The following is an 18215-nucleotide window of genomic DNA, read 5'->3' as shown; positions in this document are numbered from 1 at the left end:
CATGTTGCATATTTTCTGTCCCCACTGCGGCGAGCTGCGCTCCGAAGAAGAGTTCCACGCCTCTGGCCAGGCACACATCGCCCGCCCGCTGGACCCTAACGCCTGCTCCGACGAGGAGTGGGGTACCTACATGTTCTACCGTGACAACCCACGCGGTATTCACCATGAACTGTGGGACCACGTTGCCGGCTGCCGCCAGTACTTCAACGTCACCCGTGACACCGTGACCTACGAAATTCTGGAAACCTACAAGATTGGCGAGAAGCCGCAAGTGACCGCCAATGGCAAAGCCGCCAGCGCCACGTCGACCGTCAAAGGCCAAGGGGAAAAAGTATGAGCCAGACCTATCGCCTCGCCAGCGGCGGCCGTATCGACCGCAGCAAGGTCCTGAACTTCACCTTCAACGGCAAGACCTACCAGGGTTATGCCGGTGACAGCCTGGCCGCCGCGTTGCTGGCCAACGGCGTCGACATTGTCGGCCGTAGCTTCAAGTACTCGCGCCCGCGCGGCATCATCGCCGCCGGTACCGAAGAGCCGAACGCCATCCTGCAGATCGGCTCCAGCGAAGCTACCCAGATCCCCAACGTGCGCGCCACCCAGCAGGCACTGTACGCGGGCCTTGTCGCCACCAGCACCAACGGCTGGCCGAACGTCAACAACGACGTCATGGGCATCCTCGGCAAGGTAGGCGGCAGCATGATGCCGCCGGGCTTCTACTACAAAACCTTCATGTACCCCAAATCGTTCTGGATGACTTACGAGAAGTACATCCGTAAAGCCGCCGGCCTGGGCCGTGCACCGCTGCAGAACGATCCTGACAGCTACGACTACATGAACCGGCACTGCGACGTGCTGATCGTCGGCGCCGGCCCTGCTGGCCTGGCTGCTGCACTGGCCGCTGCGCGCAGCGGTGCCCGCGTGATCCTGGCTGACGAGCAGGAAGAGTTCGGCGGCAGCCTGCTCGACACCCGCGAAACCCTCGACGGCAAGCCTGCTGCCGAGTGGGTCAACGCCGTGGTCAAAGAGCTGGAAGGCCTGCCGGAAGTGACCCTGCTGCCACGTGCCACGGTCAACGGCTACCACGACCATAACTTCCTGACCATTCACGAGCGCCTCACCGACCACCTCGGCGACCGCGCCCCGATCGGCCAGGTTCGCCACCGCGTGCACCGCGTCCGCGCCAAGCGCGTGGTACTGGCTGCCGGCGCCCACGAGCGCCCGCTGGTGTACGGCAACAACGACGTGCCGGGCAACATGCTGGCCGGTGCTGTTTCCACCTATGTTCGCCGCTATGGCGTGGCGCCGGGTCGCAAGTTGGTACTGTCGACCAACAACGACCACGCTTACCGCGCCGCGCTGGACTGGCACGACGCAGGCCTGCAAGTGGTCGCCATCGCCGACGCCCGCCACAACCCACGTGGCTCGCTGGTTGAAGAAGCGCGTGCCAAAGGCATACGCATCCTCACCTCCAGCGCCGTGGTCGAGGCCAAAGGCAGCAAGCACGTCACCGGCGCCCGTGTGGCGGCGATCGATGTGCAGGCACACAAAGTCACCAGCCCAGGCGAAGTCCTCGAGTGCGACCTGATCGCGTCCTCGGGCGGTTACAGCCCGATCGTGCACCTGGCTTCGCACCTGGGCGGTCGCCCGGTATGGCGTGACGATATCCTTGGCTTCGTGCCGGGCGATGCGCCGCAGAAGCGTGAGTGCGTCGGTGGTATCAACGGCGTGTATGCCTTGGGCGATGTGATTGCCGATGGCTTCGAAGGCGGCGTCCGCGCAGCCACTGAGGCCGGTTTCAAGGCCACTGTCGGCACCCTGCCAAAAACCGTGGCGCGCAAGGAAGAGGCCACCGTGGCACTGTTCCTGGTGCCGCACGACAAAGGCACCAAGGGGCCGAAGCAGTTCGTCGACCAGCAGAACGACGTGACCGCGGCCGGCATCGAGCTGGCCACCCGTGAAGGCTTCGAGTCGGTCGAGCACGTCAAGCGCTACACCGCGCTGGGCTTCGGTACCGACCAGGGCAAACTGGGCAACATCAACGGCCTGGCCATCGCCGCCCGTTCGATCGGCATCACCATCCCGGAAATGGGCACCACCATGTTCCGCCCCAACTACACGCCGGTGACGTTCGGCGCGGTAGCGGGCCGTCACTGTGGTCACCTGTTCGAGCCTGTGCGCTTCACTGCCCTGCATGCCTGGCACGTGAAGAACGGCGCCGAGTTCGAAGACGTCGGCCAGTGGAAGCGCCCGTGGTACTTCCCGAAAGCCGGCGAAGACATCCATGCTGCCGTCACGCGTGAATGCAAGGCCGTGCGCGACAGCGTGGGCCTGCTGGACGCCTCGACCCTGGGCAAGATCGACATCCAGGGCCCGGACGCGCGCGAATTCCTCAACCGCATCTACACCAACGCCTGGACCAAGCTCGACGTGGGCAAGGCCCGCTACGGCCTGATGTGCAAGGAAGACGGCATGGTCTTCGACGACGGCGTAACCGCCTGCGTCGGCGACAACCACTTCATCATGACCACCACCACCGGCGGCGCTGCCCGCGTGCTGCAGTGGATGGAGCTGTATCACCAGACCGAATGGCCAGAGCTGAAGGTGTACTTCACTTCGGTCACTGACCACTGGGCCACCATGACCCTGTCCGGCCCTAACAGCCGCAAGCTGCTGAGCGAGCTGACCGACATCGACATGGACAAGGAAGCCTTCCCGTTCATGACCTGGAAGGAAGGCAACGTCGGTGGCGTGCCGGCCCGCGTGTTCCGTATTTCGTTCACCGGCGAGCTGTCGTACGAAGTGAACGTGCAGGCCAACTACGCCATGGGCGTGCTGGAACAGATCATCGAAGCTGGCAAGAAGTACAACCTGACCCCGTACGGCACCGAGACCATGCACGTACTGCGTGCAGAGAAGGGCTTCATCATCGTGGGCCAGGACACCGATGGTTCGATGAACCCGGACGACCTGAACATGAGCTGGTGCGTTGGCCGCAACAAGCCGTTCTCGTGGATCGGCCTGCGTGGCATGAACCGCGAAGACTGCGTACGTGAGAACCGCAAGCAGCTGGTGGGCCTGAAGCCGGTCGACCCGACCAAGTGGCTGCCGGAAGGCGCCCAATTGGTGTTCGACCCGAAACAGCCGATCCCGATGGACATGGTCGGCCACGTCACCTCCAGCTACGCCTCCAACTCCCTGGGCTACTCGTTCGCCATGGGAGTGGTCAAAGGCGGCCTCAAACGCATGGGCGAGCGTGTCTACTCGCCGCAGGCAGATGGCAGCGTGATCGAGGCGGAGATCGTGTCTTCGGTGTTCTTCGATCCGAAGGGTGAGCGGCAGAACGTCTAAGGCCCCCGGTCCAACCGGTGCCAAGCGTGGAATGAGGTCTCTGTGGGAGCGGGCGTGCCCGCGAAGAGGGCGGTGAATTCAACATCGCATTCGCGGGCATGCCCGCTCCCACAGGATGGCCGTCTCCCGCAGGCATCGTGGTCGAATCCAGAATTCAAGGCAGGTAAGAAATGAGCGCTATCAACGTCTTCCAGCAAAACCCCGGCGCCGAGGCCAAAGCCCAGTCGCCACTGCACCATGCCGACCTGGCCAGCCTGGTAGGCAAAGGCCGCAAGAACGCAGGCGTGACCCTGCGTGAACGCAAGTTCCTCGGTCACCTCACCCTGCGTGGTGATGGCCACAACCCGGAATTCGCCGCCGGCGTGCACAAGGCCCTTGGCCTGGAGCTGCCCGTGGCGCTGACCGTGGTCGCCAACAAGGACATGTCGCTGCAATGGGTCGGCCCAGATGAGTGGCTGCTGATCGTACCCGGCGGCCAGGAGCTGGCAGCGGAGCAAAAGCTGCGCGCGGCCCTTGAAGGCCAGCACATTCAGGTCGTCAATGTCAGTGGCGGGCAAAGCCTGCTGGAACTGCGCGGCCCGAACGTGCGCGACGTGCTGATGAAGTCCACCAGCTATGATGTTCACCCGAACAACTTCCCGGTGGGCAAGGCCGTGGGCACCGTGTTCGCCAAGTCGCAACTGGTGATCCGCCGCACTGCAGAAGACACCTGGGAGCTGGTAATTCGCCGCAGCTTCGCCGATTACTGGTGGCTGTGGCTGCAGGACGCTTCTGCCGAATACGGCCTGAGCATCGAAGCCTAAGGAGCAAGAACATGAGTCGGGCACCGGATACCTGGATTCTCACCGCCGATTGCCCGAGCATGCTCGGCACCGTCGACGTGGTGACGCGTTACCTCTTCGAGCAGCGCTGCTACGTGACGGAGCATCACTCCTTCGATGACCGGCAGTCGGGACGCTTCTTCATTCGCGTCGAGTTCCGTCAGCCGGACGATTTTGACGAGGCGGGCTTCCGGGCCGGCCTCGCAGAGCGCAGCGAAGCGTTCGGCATGGCTTTCGAGCTGACCGCACCCAACCACCGCCCCAAGGTGGTGATCATGGTGTCCAAGGCTGACCATTGCCTGAATGACCTGCTGTATCGCCAGCGCATTGGCCAACTGGGTATGGATGTGGTGGCCGTGGTGTCGAACCACCCGGACCTCGAACCCTTGGCGCATTGGCACAAGATTCCTTATTACCACTTCGCACTCGACCCCAAGGACAAGCCCGGGCAAGAGCGCAAGGTGCTGCAGGTGATCGAGGAGACCGGTGCTGAGCTGGTTATTCTTGCCCGCTATATGCAGGTACTGTCGCCCGAGCTTTGCCGCCGTCTGGATGGTTGGGCGATCAATATTCACCACTCGCTGTTGCCGGGCTTCAAAGGCGCCAAGCCTTATCACCAGGCCTACAACAAGGGCGTGAAAATGGTCGGTGCCACAGCGCACTACATCAACAACGACCTGGATGAAGGGCCGATCATTGCCCAGGGTGTCGAGGTGGTGGATCACAGTCACTATCCCGAAGACCTGATTGCCAAAGGGCGGGATATCGAATGCCTGACATTGGCGCGGGCGGTGGGTTATCACATCGAGCGGCGGGTGTTCCTGAACGCCAACCGGACTGTCGTTCTGTAATAACCGGTGCCGGCCTCTTCGCGGCTAAAGCCGCGCCTACTGGTACTGCACAGCCCTCGGGTTGGTGCGGTCCCCGTAGGATCGGCTTTAGCCGCGAAGAGGCCCGCACAGGCCGCCGCTCTCTGTTTGCCCAAACTCCCCAACGACACTCCTGCCGCTAAAAGGCATCTCTCTGTCGCTCCCAGTCAGCGCAGATCTCCCCATCCGGCCCACAATTCCCTCATTCCAGAAACACATGCCGCCCACGGATGGCGGCGCGTTCAACCACCGCTGCATAAATAAAAATCAAGCGAGGTAAGAGCATGTCTGGCAATCGTGGAGTGGTGTATCTCGGCGCTGGCAAGGTCGAAGTACAGAAGATCGACTACCCGAAAATGCAGGACCCGCGCGGCAAGAAAATCGAACACGGCGTCATCCTGAAGGTGGTCTCCACCAACATCTGCGGTTCTGACCAGCACATGGTCCGTGGCCGCACCACTGCCCAGGTCGGCCTGGTCCTGGGCCACGAAATCACCGGTGAAATCGTCGAGAAGGGTCGCGATGTCGAGCGCATGCAGATCGGCGACCTGGTATCGGTCCCGTTCAACGTCGCCTGCGGCCGCTGCCGCTCCTGCAAAGAGATGCACACCGGTGTCTGCCTCACCGTCAACCCGGCGCGCGCCGGCGGTGCCTACGGCTACGTCGACATGGGCGACTGGACCGGTGGCCAGGCCGAATACGTGCTGGTGCCTTACGCCGACTTCAACCTGCTGAAGCTGCCTGAGCGCGACAAGGCCATGGAAAAGATCCGTGACCTGACTTGCCTGTCCGACATCCTGCCCACCGGCTATCACGGTGCCGTAACGGCAGGCGTAGGCCCAGGCAGCACGGTCTACGTTGCCGGTGCCGGCCCGGTCGGCCTGGCTGCCGCTGCCTCGGCGCGCCTGCTGGGCGCCGCCTGCGTGATCGTCGGTGACCTGAACCCGGCTCGCCTGGCCCATGCCAAGTCGCAGGGCTTCGAAGTGGTCGACCTGTCCAAGGACACCCCGCTGCACGAGCAGATCGTCGACATCCTCGGCGAGCCGGAAGTGGATTGCGCCGTCGACGCCGTCGGCTTCGAGGCCCGTGGCCATGGCCACGAAGGTGCCAAACACGAGGCCCCGGCCACCGTGCTGAACTCGCTGATGCAAGTGACCCGCGTAGCTGGCAACATCGGTATCCCGGGCCTGTACGTGACCGAAGACCCGGGCGCGGTCGATGCCGCTGCCAAGATCGGGGCACTGAGCATCCGCTTCGGCCTGGGCTGGGCGAAATCGCACAGCTTCCACACCGGCCAGACCCCGACCATGAAGTACAACCGCCAGCTGATGCAGGCGATCATGTGGGATCGGATCAACATTGCTGAGGTTGTAGGTGTGCAGGTGATCAACCTGGATCAGGCGCCGGAAGGGTATGGCGAGTTTGATGCGGGTGTGCCTAAGAAGTTTGTGATTGACCCGCATAAGATGTGGGGTGCGGCGTAACAACTGACGCTTAACAAAAGCCCCTCGAACAGAGGGGCTCTTTTATGGCTGTTCTGGCTTACCGCATCTCAGCCAGCATCTGCACTTGCGATCGCGTTACTTTCGACAGCTGGTATAACGCTGCTCACATAACGCTCTTGGGTCGACTTTACTTCACGCTAATCTGCTAGCAACTCTCGGATGCGGGTTCCCTCTTGGCGCAATTGTTCGATATTCCGGCGAAGTTCTTCAGGGACATGCATGTCTCCACGTTCCAACCTTCTGAGTACCTGTTTCAACCGGCGATACCTATCGTGCATAGCCTGTAGCCTAACTCGGTAGGCTCGAGCTTGATCTGGCGGAAGAGCAGCTTGTATCTCAGGCTGGGGTTTAGGTATCGGATATCTAGGTGGTCTGGGGGGGGGCAGAAATTTCGGGCCTTTATCAGTGGGCAACAGGGTAGGTGTGACAATGCGCTGGTGCCCGGTTGGCAACTGCTCGGAATAGCTTGGAAGCGCTCCAAGGTTATAAGTGGGCGGAGTACCTGATGTCGAAAATACTGCGGGATGGGAGGTAAAGTAAGGCGGAGCATCCCGATGATAAGGTGTGTTGACTTGGGCCGGACTATCGAGTTGAAGCAGTGTCTGTGAGCGTGTCCGGGGCAATGGAAGTCGCCGCTTAACAATAGCTGCGCGTACACCGACATGGCCCGTGGGGTCACTGTTGTTGACTGGGTCGTTGCCGCAGTAGCAGTATGAATTAATGCCCCCTTCAGCAAATGGGCTTAAGCTGTCAGGTGATATGAAGCGCATCAGTTTGGTTTCATATGCTCTATATCCGGAACCTAGAAAGTAAAGCCCCGTCAGCGCGTCAGGGAACTCACCATTAAATCCTTGACGTGCTTTTTCCGACGGCAATGTCGTTGCGTAACCATAGGCAGTATAGGTATGTGTTTGGTGGTTACTCATTGAATTTGACCTATAGCGGCTGTGAACGCACATTCGGCAGTGTCTGCCAATCCAGCGGAGTCCGCTACTGACAGAAATATCAGGTAGGCGATGCCGGCCCTTAATGGCCAAGAGTCCCGATAATTGGCTTGGAACAAACCCCAAAACCACAAGTCAAATTGTCGTTTCCCAGGCCATCCCGGCCAACGAGGTCCCTCCCGATGAAAGCAATCACCCTGGCAACCCTGATGACCCTGGCCGCAAGCCCGGTGTTCGCCTTCAACCTCAGCGACGCCGCCAACGCCGTGTCCGCCATGCAGAACCAGCAACAACAAGGCCAGGTACAGGCACCCGAAGCGCAGGCCAATTTGCTCAACACCTTGGGCAGCCAGTTGAACATTACCCCTGAACAGGCGGTAGGCGGAGCAGGAGCCATGCTGGGGCTGGCACGCAACAACCTTAGCAGCGATGACTATGGGCAACTGACCAAGGCGGTGCCAGGGCTGGACCTGCTGGCCGGTGCAAATGCGCTGGGCGGGTTAAGTGGGTTGGGTGATTTGCTGGGCAAGAGCAGCGAGAGCCAGTCGGCGTTGAGCAACGCACTGGGCAACAACGTGGAAAACCGTAGCGACCTGGACAATGCGTTCAAGGCGCTAGGCATGGATACCGGGATGATCGGGCAGTTTGCGCCGCTGCTGCTGCAGTACCTGGGGCAGCAGGGGATTGCCGGGGCGTTGTTGCAGAATCTGGGGAGTTTGTGGACCACACCGGCGCCATTGGCTCAGCCCTCGGTCTGAAGGTCGGGTGAGGATTCTTGCGCAGTCTGCCCGGGCCTCTTCGCAGGGTGCCCGCGAAGAGGCCCGGGCAGACACTTGAAAATTATCAGCTCATTTCCTGCCGCAGCTGCTCGATCCGCTGGTCCTTCGCCACCCACAGCTGGTTCACCCAAGCCTGCACCGTCTGCCGAAACTCGGGATCATTCTCGTAATCCCCCGCCCACAACGCCGGGTCCAGCTCCCGCACCTGAATGTCGATAATCACCCGGCTGATGCTGCCATTGAGCAAGTCCCAGAACCCCGGTGCTTTGTTGCCGGGGTACACGATGGTCACATCCAGCAGGGCATCCAACTGCTCGCCCAATGCCGCGAGCACAAACGCCACACCACCCGCCTTGGGCTTGAGCAGGTAGCGATACGGCGACTGCTGCTCCTGGCGCTTGGCTTCAGTAAACCGCGTGCCCTCCAGGTAATTGACCACGGTCACTGGCTGGCGCTTGAACAGCTCGCAGGCCGCCTTGGTGATTTCCAGGTCCTTGCCCTTGTGCTCCGGGTGCTTTTCCAGAAACGCCTTGCTGTAGCGCTTCATGAACGGGTAGTCCAGCCCCCACCAGGCCAGGCCCAGCAACGGCACCCAGATCAGCTCCTTTTTCAGGAAGAACTTGAAGAACGGTGTCCGGCGGTTGAGGCTTTCGATCAGCGCCGGGATGTCGACCCAGGTCTGGTGGTTGCTCACGGCCAGGTACGAGGTGTCCTTGCGCAGGTTTTCCACACCGCGGATGTCCCACTGGGTAGGGATGCACAGGGCGAAGATGGCTTTGTCGATTTCCGACCAGGTTTCGGCCACCCACATCACTGCCCACGAGGCATAGTCACGCCCACGGCCTGGCAGCACCAGCTTGAGCAGGGCGAAGACCAGCAGCGGGCAGATCAACACCACGGTGTTGAGCAGCAGCAGGGTGGTAGTAAGAATGCCGGTCAGCAGGCGACGCATAAAGAGACTCTTGTTGTGGGAGATAAACGGTTGGCAATGATAAGCAGGGCGGTGGCCTACGCCAAATGTGCAATGCCCGACGGCGGGGACAAATGTTTCACATTATGTTGGTTAGGCTCGTGACAGCGAACCTATCTGCCCAGTGCAGTCTAAGCATTGACCCTCTCAAGGAAGCCTGCTTGTGAAATCTCTTTTAGCCATGTTGTCGCTGTTGGCGCTGCCGGTGATGGCCGCAGAACCCACTATCTACGGCCGTTACGAGAACATCGCCCTGCCCGAGCTGGGCGAAACCCTGAAAGCCAAGATGGACACCGGTGCCTTTACCGCGTCGTTGTCGGCCAAGGATATCGAGCTGTTCACCCGCGATGGCGACGAGTGGGTGCGCTTCCGCCTGGCGACCAAGGAATCGGATGGCAAGGTGTACGAGCACAAGGTCTCGCGCATCAGCAAGATCAAGGGCCGTGCCGATGAAGAGGACGAAGGGGATGCGCCAGAGGTCTCTAAGCGCCCGGTGGTCGACCTGGAGTTGTGCCTGGGGGATGTGAAGCGCACCGTCGAGGTGAATCTGGTGGACCGCAGCAACTTCAACTACCCGCTGCTGGTGGGTTCCAAGGCGCTGCGCGAGTTCAAGGCGGCGGTCAACCCGGCGAAGAAGTTCACTGCTGGCAAGCCAGGCTGCTGATCTGAAGCGTGCGCCATACAATGTAGGCGCGGGCTTGCCCGCGAACACACATAATGGGGTGTCAGGCACCGGCTTCGCCGGTGTTCGCGGGCAAGCCCGCTCCTACACTGAAATGTGCCAACCTTCAAAACCGCAAGGCCGGACGCCATGCCCCATATCCTCATCGTCGAAGACGAAGCCGCCATCGCCGACACCCTGGTCTACGCCCTGCAGGCCGACGGTCACAGCACTGAGTGGGTAACCCTGGGCAGTGCCGCCCTCGACCAGCAGCGCCAGCGCCCGGCCGACCTGGTCATCCTCGACATCGGCCTGCCCGACATCAGTGGCTTCGAAACCTGTCGCCAGCTGCGCCGGTTCACCGAGGTGCCGGTGATGTTTCTCAGCGCCCGGGACGGTGAAATCGACCGCGTCGTGGGCCTGGAAATCGGTGCCGACGACTACGTGGTAAAACCATTCAGCCCTCGTGAAGTGGCAGCGCGCGTTCGGGCGATCCTCAAACGCATGGCCCCGAGGGCCGAGGTTGTCGGCGAAACCACCTTGTTCCACCTCGACACCTTGCGCATGCAGATCACCTACCGCAGCCAGCCGCTCACGCTGACCCGGCATGAGTTCCGCTTGCTGCAATGCCTGCTCGAACAACCGCAGCGGGTGTTCAGCCGCGAACAGCTGCTCGACGCTTTGGGCGTGGCCTCCGACGTGGGCTATGAGCGCACCATCGACAGCCATATCAAGAGCCTGCGCGCCAAGCTGCGCCAGGTAGCGGGTGATGCCGAGCCGATCCAGACCCATCGCGGCCTCGGTTACAGCTATAGCCCGGAGCACGCCTGATGCGGTTGGGCATTCGCATCTTTCTGGTGTACTTCCTGTTCGTCGGCTTGGCCGGTTACTTCTTGCTCAATACCGTACGCGAACAGATTCGCCCGGTGGTGCGCCAATCCTCCGAAGAAACCTTGGTAGACACTGCCAACCTGCTGGCAGAAATCCTGCGGGATGACGTCAAGGCCGGCACCCTGAACCAGGGCCGCCTGCCCGAGGTGCTCGAGGCCTACGGCTCGCGCAGCCCGGGCGCACAGATCTGGGGGCTGGCCAAGAACCAGGTCAGCCACCGCATCTACGTCACTGACGCCAAGGGCATCGTGTTGCTGGACTCCAGTGGCGAGGCCCTGGGCAAGGATTACTCGCAGTGGAATGACGTGCTGCTGACCCTGCGTGGCCAGTATGGCGCCCGCTCCACCCGCAGCGACCCCAACGACGAAAGCACCTCGGTGATGCACGTTGGCGCGCCGATCATCGACAACGGCAAGATCATCGGCGTTGTCACCGTCGCCAAGCCCAATAGCTCATTGCAACCCTACATCGACCGCTCCGAGCGGCGCCTGCTCACCCTGGGGCTAGGGCTGATCGGCCTGGGCTTGCTGATCGGCGCGGCTCTGTCGTGGTGGCTTGCGCGCTCGCTGCGCAAGTTGGCAGGTTATGCGCAGGCGGTCAGCGAAGGTGAGCGTGCGGAGCTTCCGCATTACAAGGGCGGCGAGCTGGCGAACCTGGCACAGGCAGTGGAGCGCATGCGCACCCAGCTGGAAGGCAAGGCCTATGTCGAGCGCTACGTGCACACCCTGACTCACGAGCTGAAAAGCCCGCTGGCGGCCATCCGTGGTGCTTCCGAGCTGTTGCAGGGCGAGGATATGCCCGCTGATCAGCGGGCACGCTTTGCCGGCAATATCGAGCGCGAGAGCGAGCGTTTGCAGCAGATGATCGAGCGGCTGCTCAACCTGGCCAGGGTCGAGCAGATGCAGGCGCTGGAGGACGAGCAGCAGGTGGCGCTGGCGGCGTTGGTCGATGAGTTGCTGCTGGCCCATGCGGCGCGTATCGAAGGCGCCCGTTTGCAGGTACGTCAGCGGGTGCCTGCCACTTTGCGCTTGCTCTGCGATCCGTTTCTGATGCGCCAGGCGTTGGCCAACCTGCTCGACAACGCACTGGACTTCACTCCGGAAGGTGGCACGCTGCTGTTCGACCTGGAGCGCGATGGCGAGCGGGTGGCGTTGAGCTTGTTCAACCAGGGGCAAGCGATACCGGCCTACGCCATCGGGCGGGTCAGCGAGCGGTTCTACTCGCTGCCGCGACCCGGGAGCGGGCGCAAGAGCACCGGGCTGGGGCTGAACTTCGTGGCCGAGGTGATGCAGCTGCATGGCGGAGCCTTGGCGGTGGACAACGTCGATGGCGGGGTGCGGGTGCGGTTGTGGCTGCCGGTGCGGCGCATTAGCTGAGATAGCCGGGGCTGCACAGCAGCCCCAAATACACGTAAATCACACACGCGCTCCACAAAGCCTCCACGCAAGGCGCAGACACTGCGCCCACTGCCACAGGAGGCCACATGAACAAGACCCTCGGTTTCAAACTCGGCATGATCGCCATGCTGATGTTGCTGTTGCTCATCCCGCTACTGCTGATCAACGGCCTGATCGACGAACGCCAGGCCATGCGCGACGGCGTGCTGCGCGATATTGCCCAGAGCACCAGCTTCGACCAGCAACTCAGCGGCCCGCTGCTGGTGGTGCCGTACCGCAAGTACCAGCGCCGCTGGATCGAAAAGGACGGTGAGCGTACCCAGGAAACCAGCACCATCGCCGGCCACCTGTACTTCCTGCCGGAAACCTTCGACGCCGACCTGGGGGTGGACACCGAACTGCGCGCCCGCGGCATCTACCAGGCCCGGTTGTTCCACACCAAAGGCCGTATCAGCGGCCGCTTCAAGCTCCCGGCGCATTGGGGCATCGACAAGGACTTTGACGACTACCGCTTCGACACGCCGTTCCTGGTGGTGGGCATCAGTGATATCCGCGGTATCGAAAGTGCTCTGGAGCTGAGCATGGACGAGCAAAAAGTGCCGTTCGAGCCCGGCACCCAGCTCGACTGGATGCGCGGCGGCGTGCACGCCAGCCTGCCGGGGCTGGACGGGCTACAGGCGCGAGCGTTCAGCTATGGCTTTGACCTGGCGCTGCAAGGTACCGGCCAGTTGCACGTGGTCCCCGTGGGCCGTACCAGCAGCGTGGACATGCGCGCCAACTGGCCGCACCCGAGCTTCGTCGGCAACTACCTGCCCAACCGCCGCGAAATCGATGCTCAAGGCTTCAGTGCCCATTGGCAAACCTCGTTCTTTGCCACCAACCTTGAGGATGCCATCCGCCAGTGCGCTAACGCCGGGCAGTGTACGGATTTCAGTGAGCGCAGCTTTGGCGTGAGTTTTATAGACCCGGTGGACCAGTACCTGAAAAGCGAGCGGGCAATCAAATACGCGTTGTTGTTCATTGCCCTGACCTTTGCCGGCTTCTTCCTGTTCGAGGTAATGAAGAACCTGAGCGTGCACCCCGTGCAGTACATCCTGGTGGGCGTGGCGCTGGCGTTCTTCTATCTGCTGCTGCTGTCGTTGTCCGAGCACATTGGCTTTGGTCTGGCGTATGGGCTGTCGGCTTCAGCCTGTGTGATGCTGATCGGCTTCTACCTGAGCCATGTGTTGCGCAGCCTGGTGCGAGGGGTGGGTTTTGCAGCGGGTTTGGCGGCGTTGTACGCGCTGCTCTTCGGGCTGCTGAGTGCCGAAGACTATGCGCTGCTGATGGGGTCGCTGTTGTGTTTCGGCTTGCTTGGGGTGTTCATGGTGCTGACCCGGCGGCTGGACTGGGCGCGTGTGGGGAGGGCGGCATGAGGGAGGATAGAGAGATCGGGCGCTGGTTGGCGCTCAGGATCGGGCTGTTGTTTCCTGTGATACCGAGGTGAGGCCTTCGCGGGCACGCCCGCTCCCACAAGCCCACCACAGATAGCGCACACTGTGGAAAACCTTGTAGGAACGGGTTTACCCGCGAAGGGGCCCTCAGGCCACTGGCGCTGTAGCGACCATCGATGGCCGCTTGACCACCTCGGCATACCACGCCGCCAACCCAGGCTGGCGCTCACGCCAGCCAAACCCGGGCTGACGCAAATCCAGATAGCCCAGCGCACAGGCCACACCAATCGCCGCCAGGTCGAAGCCGGAGATCAGCTCCGGCAAGTGCTCCTGCTCCAGGTTGGCCAGGCTACGGCGGATCTTGTCACCCTGCGCTTGCAGCCAGCCATCCCAGCGCTTGTCTTCTGGCCGCAGGAAGCTCTCATACCGGCTCGACACCGCCGCATCCATGATCGCATCGGCCTGTGATACCAAGGTCATGCGCCGCCAGCGCGCCGAACCTTCACGCGGCAGCAGCGGCAGGCCAACGTGCTGCAGGTCGAGGTACTCGCAGATCACCCGGCTGTCGTGCAGCACGGTGCCGTCTTCCAGGCGCAGGGCCGGGATCTTGCCGATCGGGTTGTCCTGGTTGAGCTGCGGGTCGCCGCTCACCGGGCTGATGTTCACCGGCTGCAGCTGCACCCGCTCAAGCTGGCCGGTCTCGTGCAACACCACCATGACCTTGCGCACGAAAGGCGACAACGGCGAGTGGAACAGGGTCATCGTGCTCATGCTTCAGTTACCTTGCAGGCTGGGTGGCAGGCACACGCCGGTGCCGCCGATGCCGCAGTAGCCGTCCGGGTTCTTGGCCAGGTACTGCTGGTGGTAGGCCTCGGCGAAATAGACGGTCGGTGCCTGGTCGATTTCGGTGGTGATCTCACCGAAGCCGGCCTTGCTCAGCTCGGCCTGGAAGGCGTCGCGGCTGGCCTTGGCCTGTTCCAGCTGTTCCGGGCTGGTGCAGTAGATGGCCGAGCGGTACTGGGTGCCGATGTCGTTGCCTTGGCGCATGCCTTGGGTCGGGTTGTGCAGCTCCCAGAACATTGCCAGCAGTTCGCGGTAGCTGACCTTGTCCTTGTCGAACACCACCAGCACCACTTCGGTGTGGCCAGTCAGGCCCGAGCAGACTTCTTCGTAGGTAGGGTGCGGGGTGAAGCCGCCGGCGTAGCCGACCACGGTGCTGACCACACCTTCTCGCTGCCAGAAGCGGCGCTCCGCGCCCCAGAAGCAACCCAGGCCGAAGATGGCGAAGTCGATGGCGCCTTCGAAGAACGGGCCGAGCAGCGGGGTGTCTTTGAAGACGTAGTGGAACTCGGGCAGGCTCATTGGCGTGTCGCGGCCAGGCAGGGCCTGTTCCGCAGTTGGCATGACGTTTTTGTTCACCAGGATTTCCGAACGCAGGACCATGGCCGTTCCTCTGTGTTTATTCAGTGGGGTAGGGGTTTGGGCCTTCGCGGGCATGCCCGCTCCCACAGGTACAGCACAGGTTTCAAAGGTTGTGGTGTTCCTGTGGGAGCGGGCGTGCCCGCGAAAGGGCCCGAATGGCTTCTATAGTGCCCGAGGATTACGCAGCTGTCAGGCCACCGGGCCACGCGGATAGCGCTTCAGCCGTTCGGCCAGCTCGCGCCCGGGAATCGGCCGGTCGAACAGGTAACCCTGGCCCACATCGCAGCGGTGACGGCGCAGGAACGCCAGTTGCTCCGGCGTCTCGATCCCTTCGGCCACCACCTTCAGCTTCAGGTTGTGGGCCATGGCCACCACCGCCGAGGTGATTTCCATGTCGTCCTGGTTGTCGGGGATTTCGTTGATGAAGCTGCGATCGATCTTGAGGATGTCGATCGGAAACTTCTTCAGGTAGCTCAGCGACGAATAACCGGTGCCAAAGTCGTCCATGGCCAAGGTCAGGCCCAGGGCCTTCAGCTCGTCCAGCTGGCGGTGGGTGTCTTCGCTGGCTTCCAGCAGCAGGCCTTCGGTCAACTCCAGCTCCAGCAGGTGCGGGGGCAGGGCTTCTTCCTTGAGGATGGTGCTGATCGACGCCACCAGGTCCGGGTCGGAGAACTGTTTGGGCGACAGGTTGATGGCTACATGCAGGTTGCCCAGGCCGGCCTTGCGCAGTTGCTGGCTCATGCAGCACGCCTGGCGCACCACCCATTTGCCGATAGGGATGATCAGGCCGGTTTCCTCGGCCACGCTGATGAACTGGTCCGGGCGGATCATGCCGCGTTCGGGGTGGTTCCAGCGCAGCAGCGCTTCCAGGCCCAGCAGGCGACCGCTGCGCAGGCACAGCTTGGGCTGGTAGAACACGTCCAGCTCATTCTGGGTCAGGGCACGGCGCAGGTTGTTCTCGACGAACAGCTTGTAGCTGGCTTCGGCGTTGAGCACTTCGGTAAACACCTGTACCTGGTGTTTACCGTTGGCCTTGGCCTTGTGCAATGCAAGGCCGGCATTCTTCATCAGGCTGGCCGGGTCGACGCCGTGCAACGGAGCACAGGCCAGGCCTACCGAGGCGGTGACGTTGATCAGCTGGTTGTCGACGAACATCGGCTTGTCGAGGGTGCACAGCAACTGCTGGGCGACGCCTTGGCCATCTTCAAGGCTGGTGTGGTCGAGCAGCACGGCGAACTCGTTACTGGCAAAGCGCGCCAGGATGCCACCGCTGTGCAGGCTGTTGCGCAAACGCCTGGCCAGGCTGATCAGCAGCTTGTCACCGGTCTGGTGGCCTAGGCTGTCGTTGATGCGCTTGAAGTTGTCGATGTCCACCAGCAGCAGGCACATCGAGCTTTCGCCATCGCGGGCGAAGCGCTCGTCCAGGCTGCGGATGAACGCCGGGCGGTTGCCCAGGTTGGTGAGGTTGTCGGTGTAAGCCAGGCGTTCGATGCGTTGCTGGGCCAGCTTGGTCTGGGTGACGTCTTCGTAGATGCCGATGTAGTGGGTCAGCTCACGGTTGTCACCGTACACCTTGGAAATCGACAACTGGCCCCAGTACGGCTCCAGGTTTTTGCGCCGGCTCTTGAACTCGCCCTGCCAACTGTTGCCCATGGCCAGGCTCGACGGCGAGTCGAACAGCAGTTCGCTGAGGTTCTCCAGTGCCGGTAGCTCGCCCAGCTGGCGGCCCTGCACTTCGTCGGTACTGTACTGGGTGATGGCGGTGAAGCTGGGGTTGACGTACTCCACCCGGCCGTCGCGGTTCACCAGCAGAAAGGCGCTGGCGCTCTGCTCGACCGCACGTTGGAACAGGTGCAGGGCGCTGGCCGCGGCCCGTCGTTTGTGGTTTGTGATCACTTGGGCGAACTGGTCGGCCAGCTCGCCGGCAAAGGCAATCTCGTCCGACTGCCAGGCCCGTGGCTGGCCGGTTTGCTCCAGGCACAGCACGCCGATCACCTGGCCATCGACACGGATGCTGGCGTCGAGCATGGCCTTGTTTTCCGGGCGCATGCTTTGCGCCAGGGCGCGGGTGCGCGGGTCGTGGCCGGCGTTGTGAGCGTCGATGGCGCGGCTTGCGTGCAGTGCATCCAGGTAGTCGGGGAAGCGGCTGGCATCGATGGCTTCGGGCTGGCGGTGCTCCTGCGCGTCGCGGTACCAGGCGATGATCGGTTCCAGGCGTTGGTCTTCCAGGTGCCAGATGCTGGCGCTGTCGACCTTGTAGATTTCGCAGGCGCTCTGGGTGATCAGCTGGGCCGCTTCGAGCAGCGAGTTGCCCGCGCTGTAGCGATGGCGGGCGAGGCGCAGGATAAGGTCCTGCTGGCCGCGCACCCGCTCCAGGTGCTCCAGTTGTTCTTGCTGCGTGCGCTGGTTCAGTTGCAGGGCCAGTTGCAGGCGGTTGTTGCGTGACTCCAGGTCGCTGGCGCCGGGTTCGCCGGTCTCTTCCTGCTGGTCGTCGAGCACGCTCAGGTAGCCGCGCAACAGCTGGCGGTTGTGTTGCTTGTAGGCTTCACCCGCTTCCAGCAGGCGCAGCGCGGTGTTCGGCGTGTGCAGGGTGTAGCGCACGCGATAGTAGCCGCGCTGGGCCAGTTGCAACTGGATTTCGTCGTGCAGCCGGTAGCGTGCTTCGGGTTCCATCAGGCTGGCGTAGGGCGCGTCAATCAGGGCACACAGCTCGCCGGTTTTCAGGCCGAACTGGCGCTCACAGGCTGGGTCAAGGTAGAGCATGGCCCAGGTGGCTTCGTTGAGCCTTTCGAAACGCAGCATGCCGAGCCGCGAGGGCACGGGTAACTGTGTCACGACCTCGGCCGCCACACGGCTGGCGGCATCGGGTTGGCTTTTCATCGAAGACTCGCTTGAAGAGGGAACGCTGCCTTGTGGCTGCGGCGGATTTGGCAAGGTTGCATCATGTCCCGAGGGCTGGCAAGCGGCCATGCTTGATGCTGTGGACAGGTTATCGGCTGACGTGGCCGATTCTGCAGTTTGGCTGGAGATTTTGGGGCCGCTTTGCGGCCCATCGCGACACAAGGCCGCTCCCACAGGGATCGCGCCAGCTTTTAGAAATTGAGCAAGACAGTTACTCCCACAATGTGGACTGCGATTGCCTGTGGGAGCAACTGTCTTGCTCAATTTCTAAAAG

At 62.3% G+C, this 18215-nt stretch carries 15 protein-coding genes; 10 read left to right on the top strand and 5 right to left on the bottom strand.

Annotated features, from left to right (window positions below; translation table 11 throughout):
• Position 1: 1 nt before the first annotated feature.
• From AC3WLP_RS19620 to fdhA, 5 genes are all read left to right on the top strand, one after another.
• On the top strand, positions 2-337 hold the full coding sequence (locus tag AC3WLP_RS19620; protein WP_003255679.1) for a sarcosine oxidase subunit delta: 336 nt from the start codon (positions 2-4) through the stop codon (positions 335-337).
• Complete coding sequence (locus AC3WLP_RS19615) at positions 334-3348, top strand: sarcosine oxidase subunit alpha (protein WP_003255678.1); 3015 nt, start codon at positions 334-336, stop codon at positions 3346-3348. The genes AC3WLP_RS19620 and AC3WLP_RS19615 overlap by 4 nt, the downstream gene beginning before the upstream one ends.
• 170 nt (positions 3349-3518) lie before the next feature.
• Entirely contained in the window at positions 3519-4151 is a 633-nt protein-coding gene (locus AC3WLP_RS19610; protein ID WP_003255677.1) for a sarcosine oxidase subunit gamma, read from the top strand.
• A gap of 11 nt (positions 4152-4162) precedes the next feature.
• Positions 4163-5020, top strand: a complete 858-nt coding sequence (gene purU / locus AC3WLP_RS19605) for a formyltetrahydrofolate deformylase (protein ID WP_003255675.1) — start codon at positions 4163-4165, stop codon at positions 5018-5020.
• A gap of 302 nt (positions 5021-5322) precedes the next feature.
• A complete protein-coding gene (fdhA, locus tag AC3WLP_RS19600; RefSeq protein ID WP_003255673.1) occupies positions 5323-6522 on the top strand; it encodes a formaldehyde dehydrogenase, glutathione-independent in 1200 nt (399 codons plus the stop codon).
• Between the two features lie 158 nt (positions 6523-6680).
• Here fdhA and AC3WLP_RS19595 read toward each other — a convergent pair whose 3' ends face one another.
• Positions 6681-7469: an RHS repeat-associated core domain-containing protein gene (locus tag AC3WLP_RS19595; protein ID WP_011953257.1), complete on the bottom strand. Its 789-nt coding sequence runs from the start codon at positions 7467-7469 to the stop codon at positions 6681-6683.
• 200 nt (positions 7470-7669) lie between these two features.
• On the opposite strand from AC3WLP_RS19595, the gene AC3WLP_RS19590 reads away from it, so the two are divergent.
• Entirely contained in the window at positions 7670-8245 is a 576-nt protein-coding gene (locus AC3WLP_RS19590) for a DUF2780 domain-containing protein (protein ID WP_014755089.1), read from the top strand.
• Positions 8246-8330: 85 nt separating this feature from the next.
• Here the strand turns inward: AC3WLP_RS19590 and yihG are convergent, their stop codons facing one another.
• Positions 8331-9218, bottom strand: coding sequence for a 1-acylglycerol-3-phosphate O-acyltransferase, YihG family (yihG, locus tag AC3WLP_RS19585; protein WP_088513491.1), 888 nt, complete (start codon positions 9216-9218; stop codon positions 8331-8333).
• Between the two features lie 181 nt (positions 9219-9399).
• On the opposite strand from yihG, the gene rloA2 reads away from it, so the two are divergent.
• The 4 genes from rloA2 to creD all read left to right on the top strand — a co-directional run bounded on the left by rloA2 (position 9400) and on the right by creD (position 13600).
• On the top strand, positions 9400-9900 hold the full coding sequence (rloA2, locus tag AC3WLP_RS19580; protein ID WP_010951688.1) for a retropepsin-like aspartic peptidase RloA2: 501 nt from the start codon (positions 9400-9402) through the stop codon (positions 9898-9900).
• Positions 9901-10047: 147 nt separating this feature from the next.
• The gene (gene creB / locus AC3WLP_RS19575) at positions 10048-10728 is read left to right on the top strand and encodes a two-component system response regulator CreB (protein WP_011953261.1); all 681 of its coding nucleotides are present in this window, start codon (positions 10048-10050) and stop codon (positions 10726-10728) included.
• A complete protein-coding gene (gene creC / locus AC3WLP_RS19570; RefSeq protein WP_003255662.1) occupies positions 10728-12164 on the top strand; it encodes a two-component system sensor histidine kinase CreC in 1437 nt (478 codons plus the stop codon). Before creB ends, creC begins: the two co-directional genes overlap by 1 nt.
• A 107-nt stretch (positions 12165-12271) precedes the next feature.
• A complete protein-coding gene (creD, locus tag AC3WLP_RS19565) occupies positions 12272-13600 on the top strand; it encodes a cell envelope integrity protein CreD (protein ID WP_004576363.1) in 1329 nt (442 codons plus the stop codon).
• A gap of 165 nt (positions 13601-13765) precedes the next feature.
• Here the strand turns inward: creD and AC3WLP_RS19560 are convergent, their stop codons facing one another.
• From AC3WLP_RS19560 to AC3WLP_RS19550, 3 genes are all read right to left on the bottom strand, one after another.
• Positions 13766-14389 (bottom strand): glutathione S-transferase, encoded by a 624-nt coding sequence (locus tag AC3WLP_RS19560; protein ID WP_003255655.1) that lies wholly within the window; start codon positions 14387-14389, stop codon positions 13766-13768.
• A 3-nt stretch (positions 14390-14392) separates the two neighbouring features.
• Positions 14393-15061, bottom strand: a complete 669-nt coding sequence (gene msrA / locus AC3WLP_RS19555; RefSeq protein ID WP_010951691.1) for a peptide-methionine (S)-S-oxide reductase MsrA — start codon at positions 15059-15061, stop codon at positions 14393-14395.
• A 168-nt stretch (positions 15062-15229) separates the two neighbouring features.
• Positions 15230-17920 (bottom strand): putative bifunctional diguanylate cyclase/phosphodiesterase, encoded by a 2691-nt coding sequence (locus AC3WLP_RS19550; RefSeq protein WP_088513492.1) that lies wholly within the window; start codon positions 17918-17920, stop codon positions 15230-15232.
• Positions 17921-18215 lie beyond the last annotated feature (295 nt).

It is taken from the genome of Pseudomonas sp. FW305-E2 (genome assembly GCF_058782925.1).
Note: the sequence above shows the minus strand (reverse complement) of the source record. Positions and strands in the feature narration are given on the sequence as shown.

Coding starts and splice junctions, on each gene's coding strand:
- purU (WP_003255675.1), top strand. CDS start 4,163: ATGAGTCGGGCACCGGATACCTGGATTCTCACCGCCGATTGCCCGAGC.
- AC3WLP_RS19615 (WP_003255678.1), top strand. CDS start 334: ATGAGCCAGACCTATCGCCTCGCCAGCGGCGGCCGTATCGACCGCAGC.
- AC3WLP_RS19610 (WP_003255677.1), top strand. CDS start 3,519: ATGAGCGCTATCAACGTCTTCCAGCAAAACCCCGGCGCCGAGGCCAAA.
- fdhA (WP_003255673.1), top strand. CDS start 5,323: ATGTCTGGCAATCGTGGAGTGGTGTATCTCGGCGCTGGCAAGGTCGAA.
- msrA (WP_010951691.1), bottom strand. CDS start 15,061: ATGGTCCTGCGTTCGGAAATCCTGGTGAACAAAAACGTCATGCCAACT.
- creC (WP_003255662.1), top strand. CDS start 10,728: ATGCGGTTGGGCATTCGCATCTTTCTGGTGTACTTCCTGTTCGTCGGC.
- AC3WLP_RS19550 (WP_088513492.1), bottom strand. CDS start 17,920: ATGAAAAGCCAACCCGATGCCGCCAGCCGTGTGGCGGCCGAGGTCGTG.
- yihG (WP_088513491.1), bottom strand. CDS start 9,218: ATGCGTCGCCTGCTGACCGGCATTCTTACTACCACCCTGCTGCTGCTC.
- AC3WLP_RS19620 (WP_003255679.1), top strand. CDS start 2: ATGTTGCATATTTTCTGTCCCCACTGCGGCGAGCTGCGCTCCGAAGAA.
- creD (WP_004576363.1), top strand. CDS start 12,272: ATGAACAAGACCCTCGGTTTCAAACTCGGCATGATCGCCATGCTGATG.
- AC3WLP_RS19595 (WP_011953257.1), bottom strand. CDS start 7,469: ATGAGTAACCACCAAACACATACCTATACTGCCTATGGTTACGCAACG.
- creB (WP_011953261.1), top strand. CDS start 10,048: ATGCCCCATATCCTCATCGTCGAAGACGAAGCCGCCATCGCCGACACC.
- AC3WLP_RS19560 (WP_003255655.1), bottom strand. CDS start 14,389: ATGAGCACGATGACCCTGTTCCACTCGCCGTTGTCGCCTTTCGTGCGC.
- AC3WLP_RS19590 (WP_014755089.1), top strand. CDS start 7,670: ATGAAAGCAATCACCCTGGCAACCCTGATGACCCTGGCCGCAAGCCCG.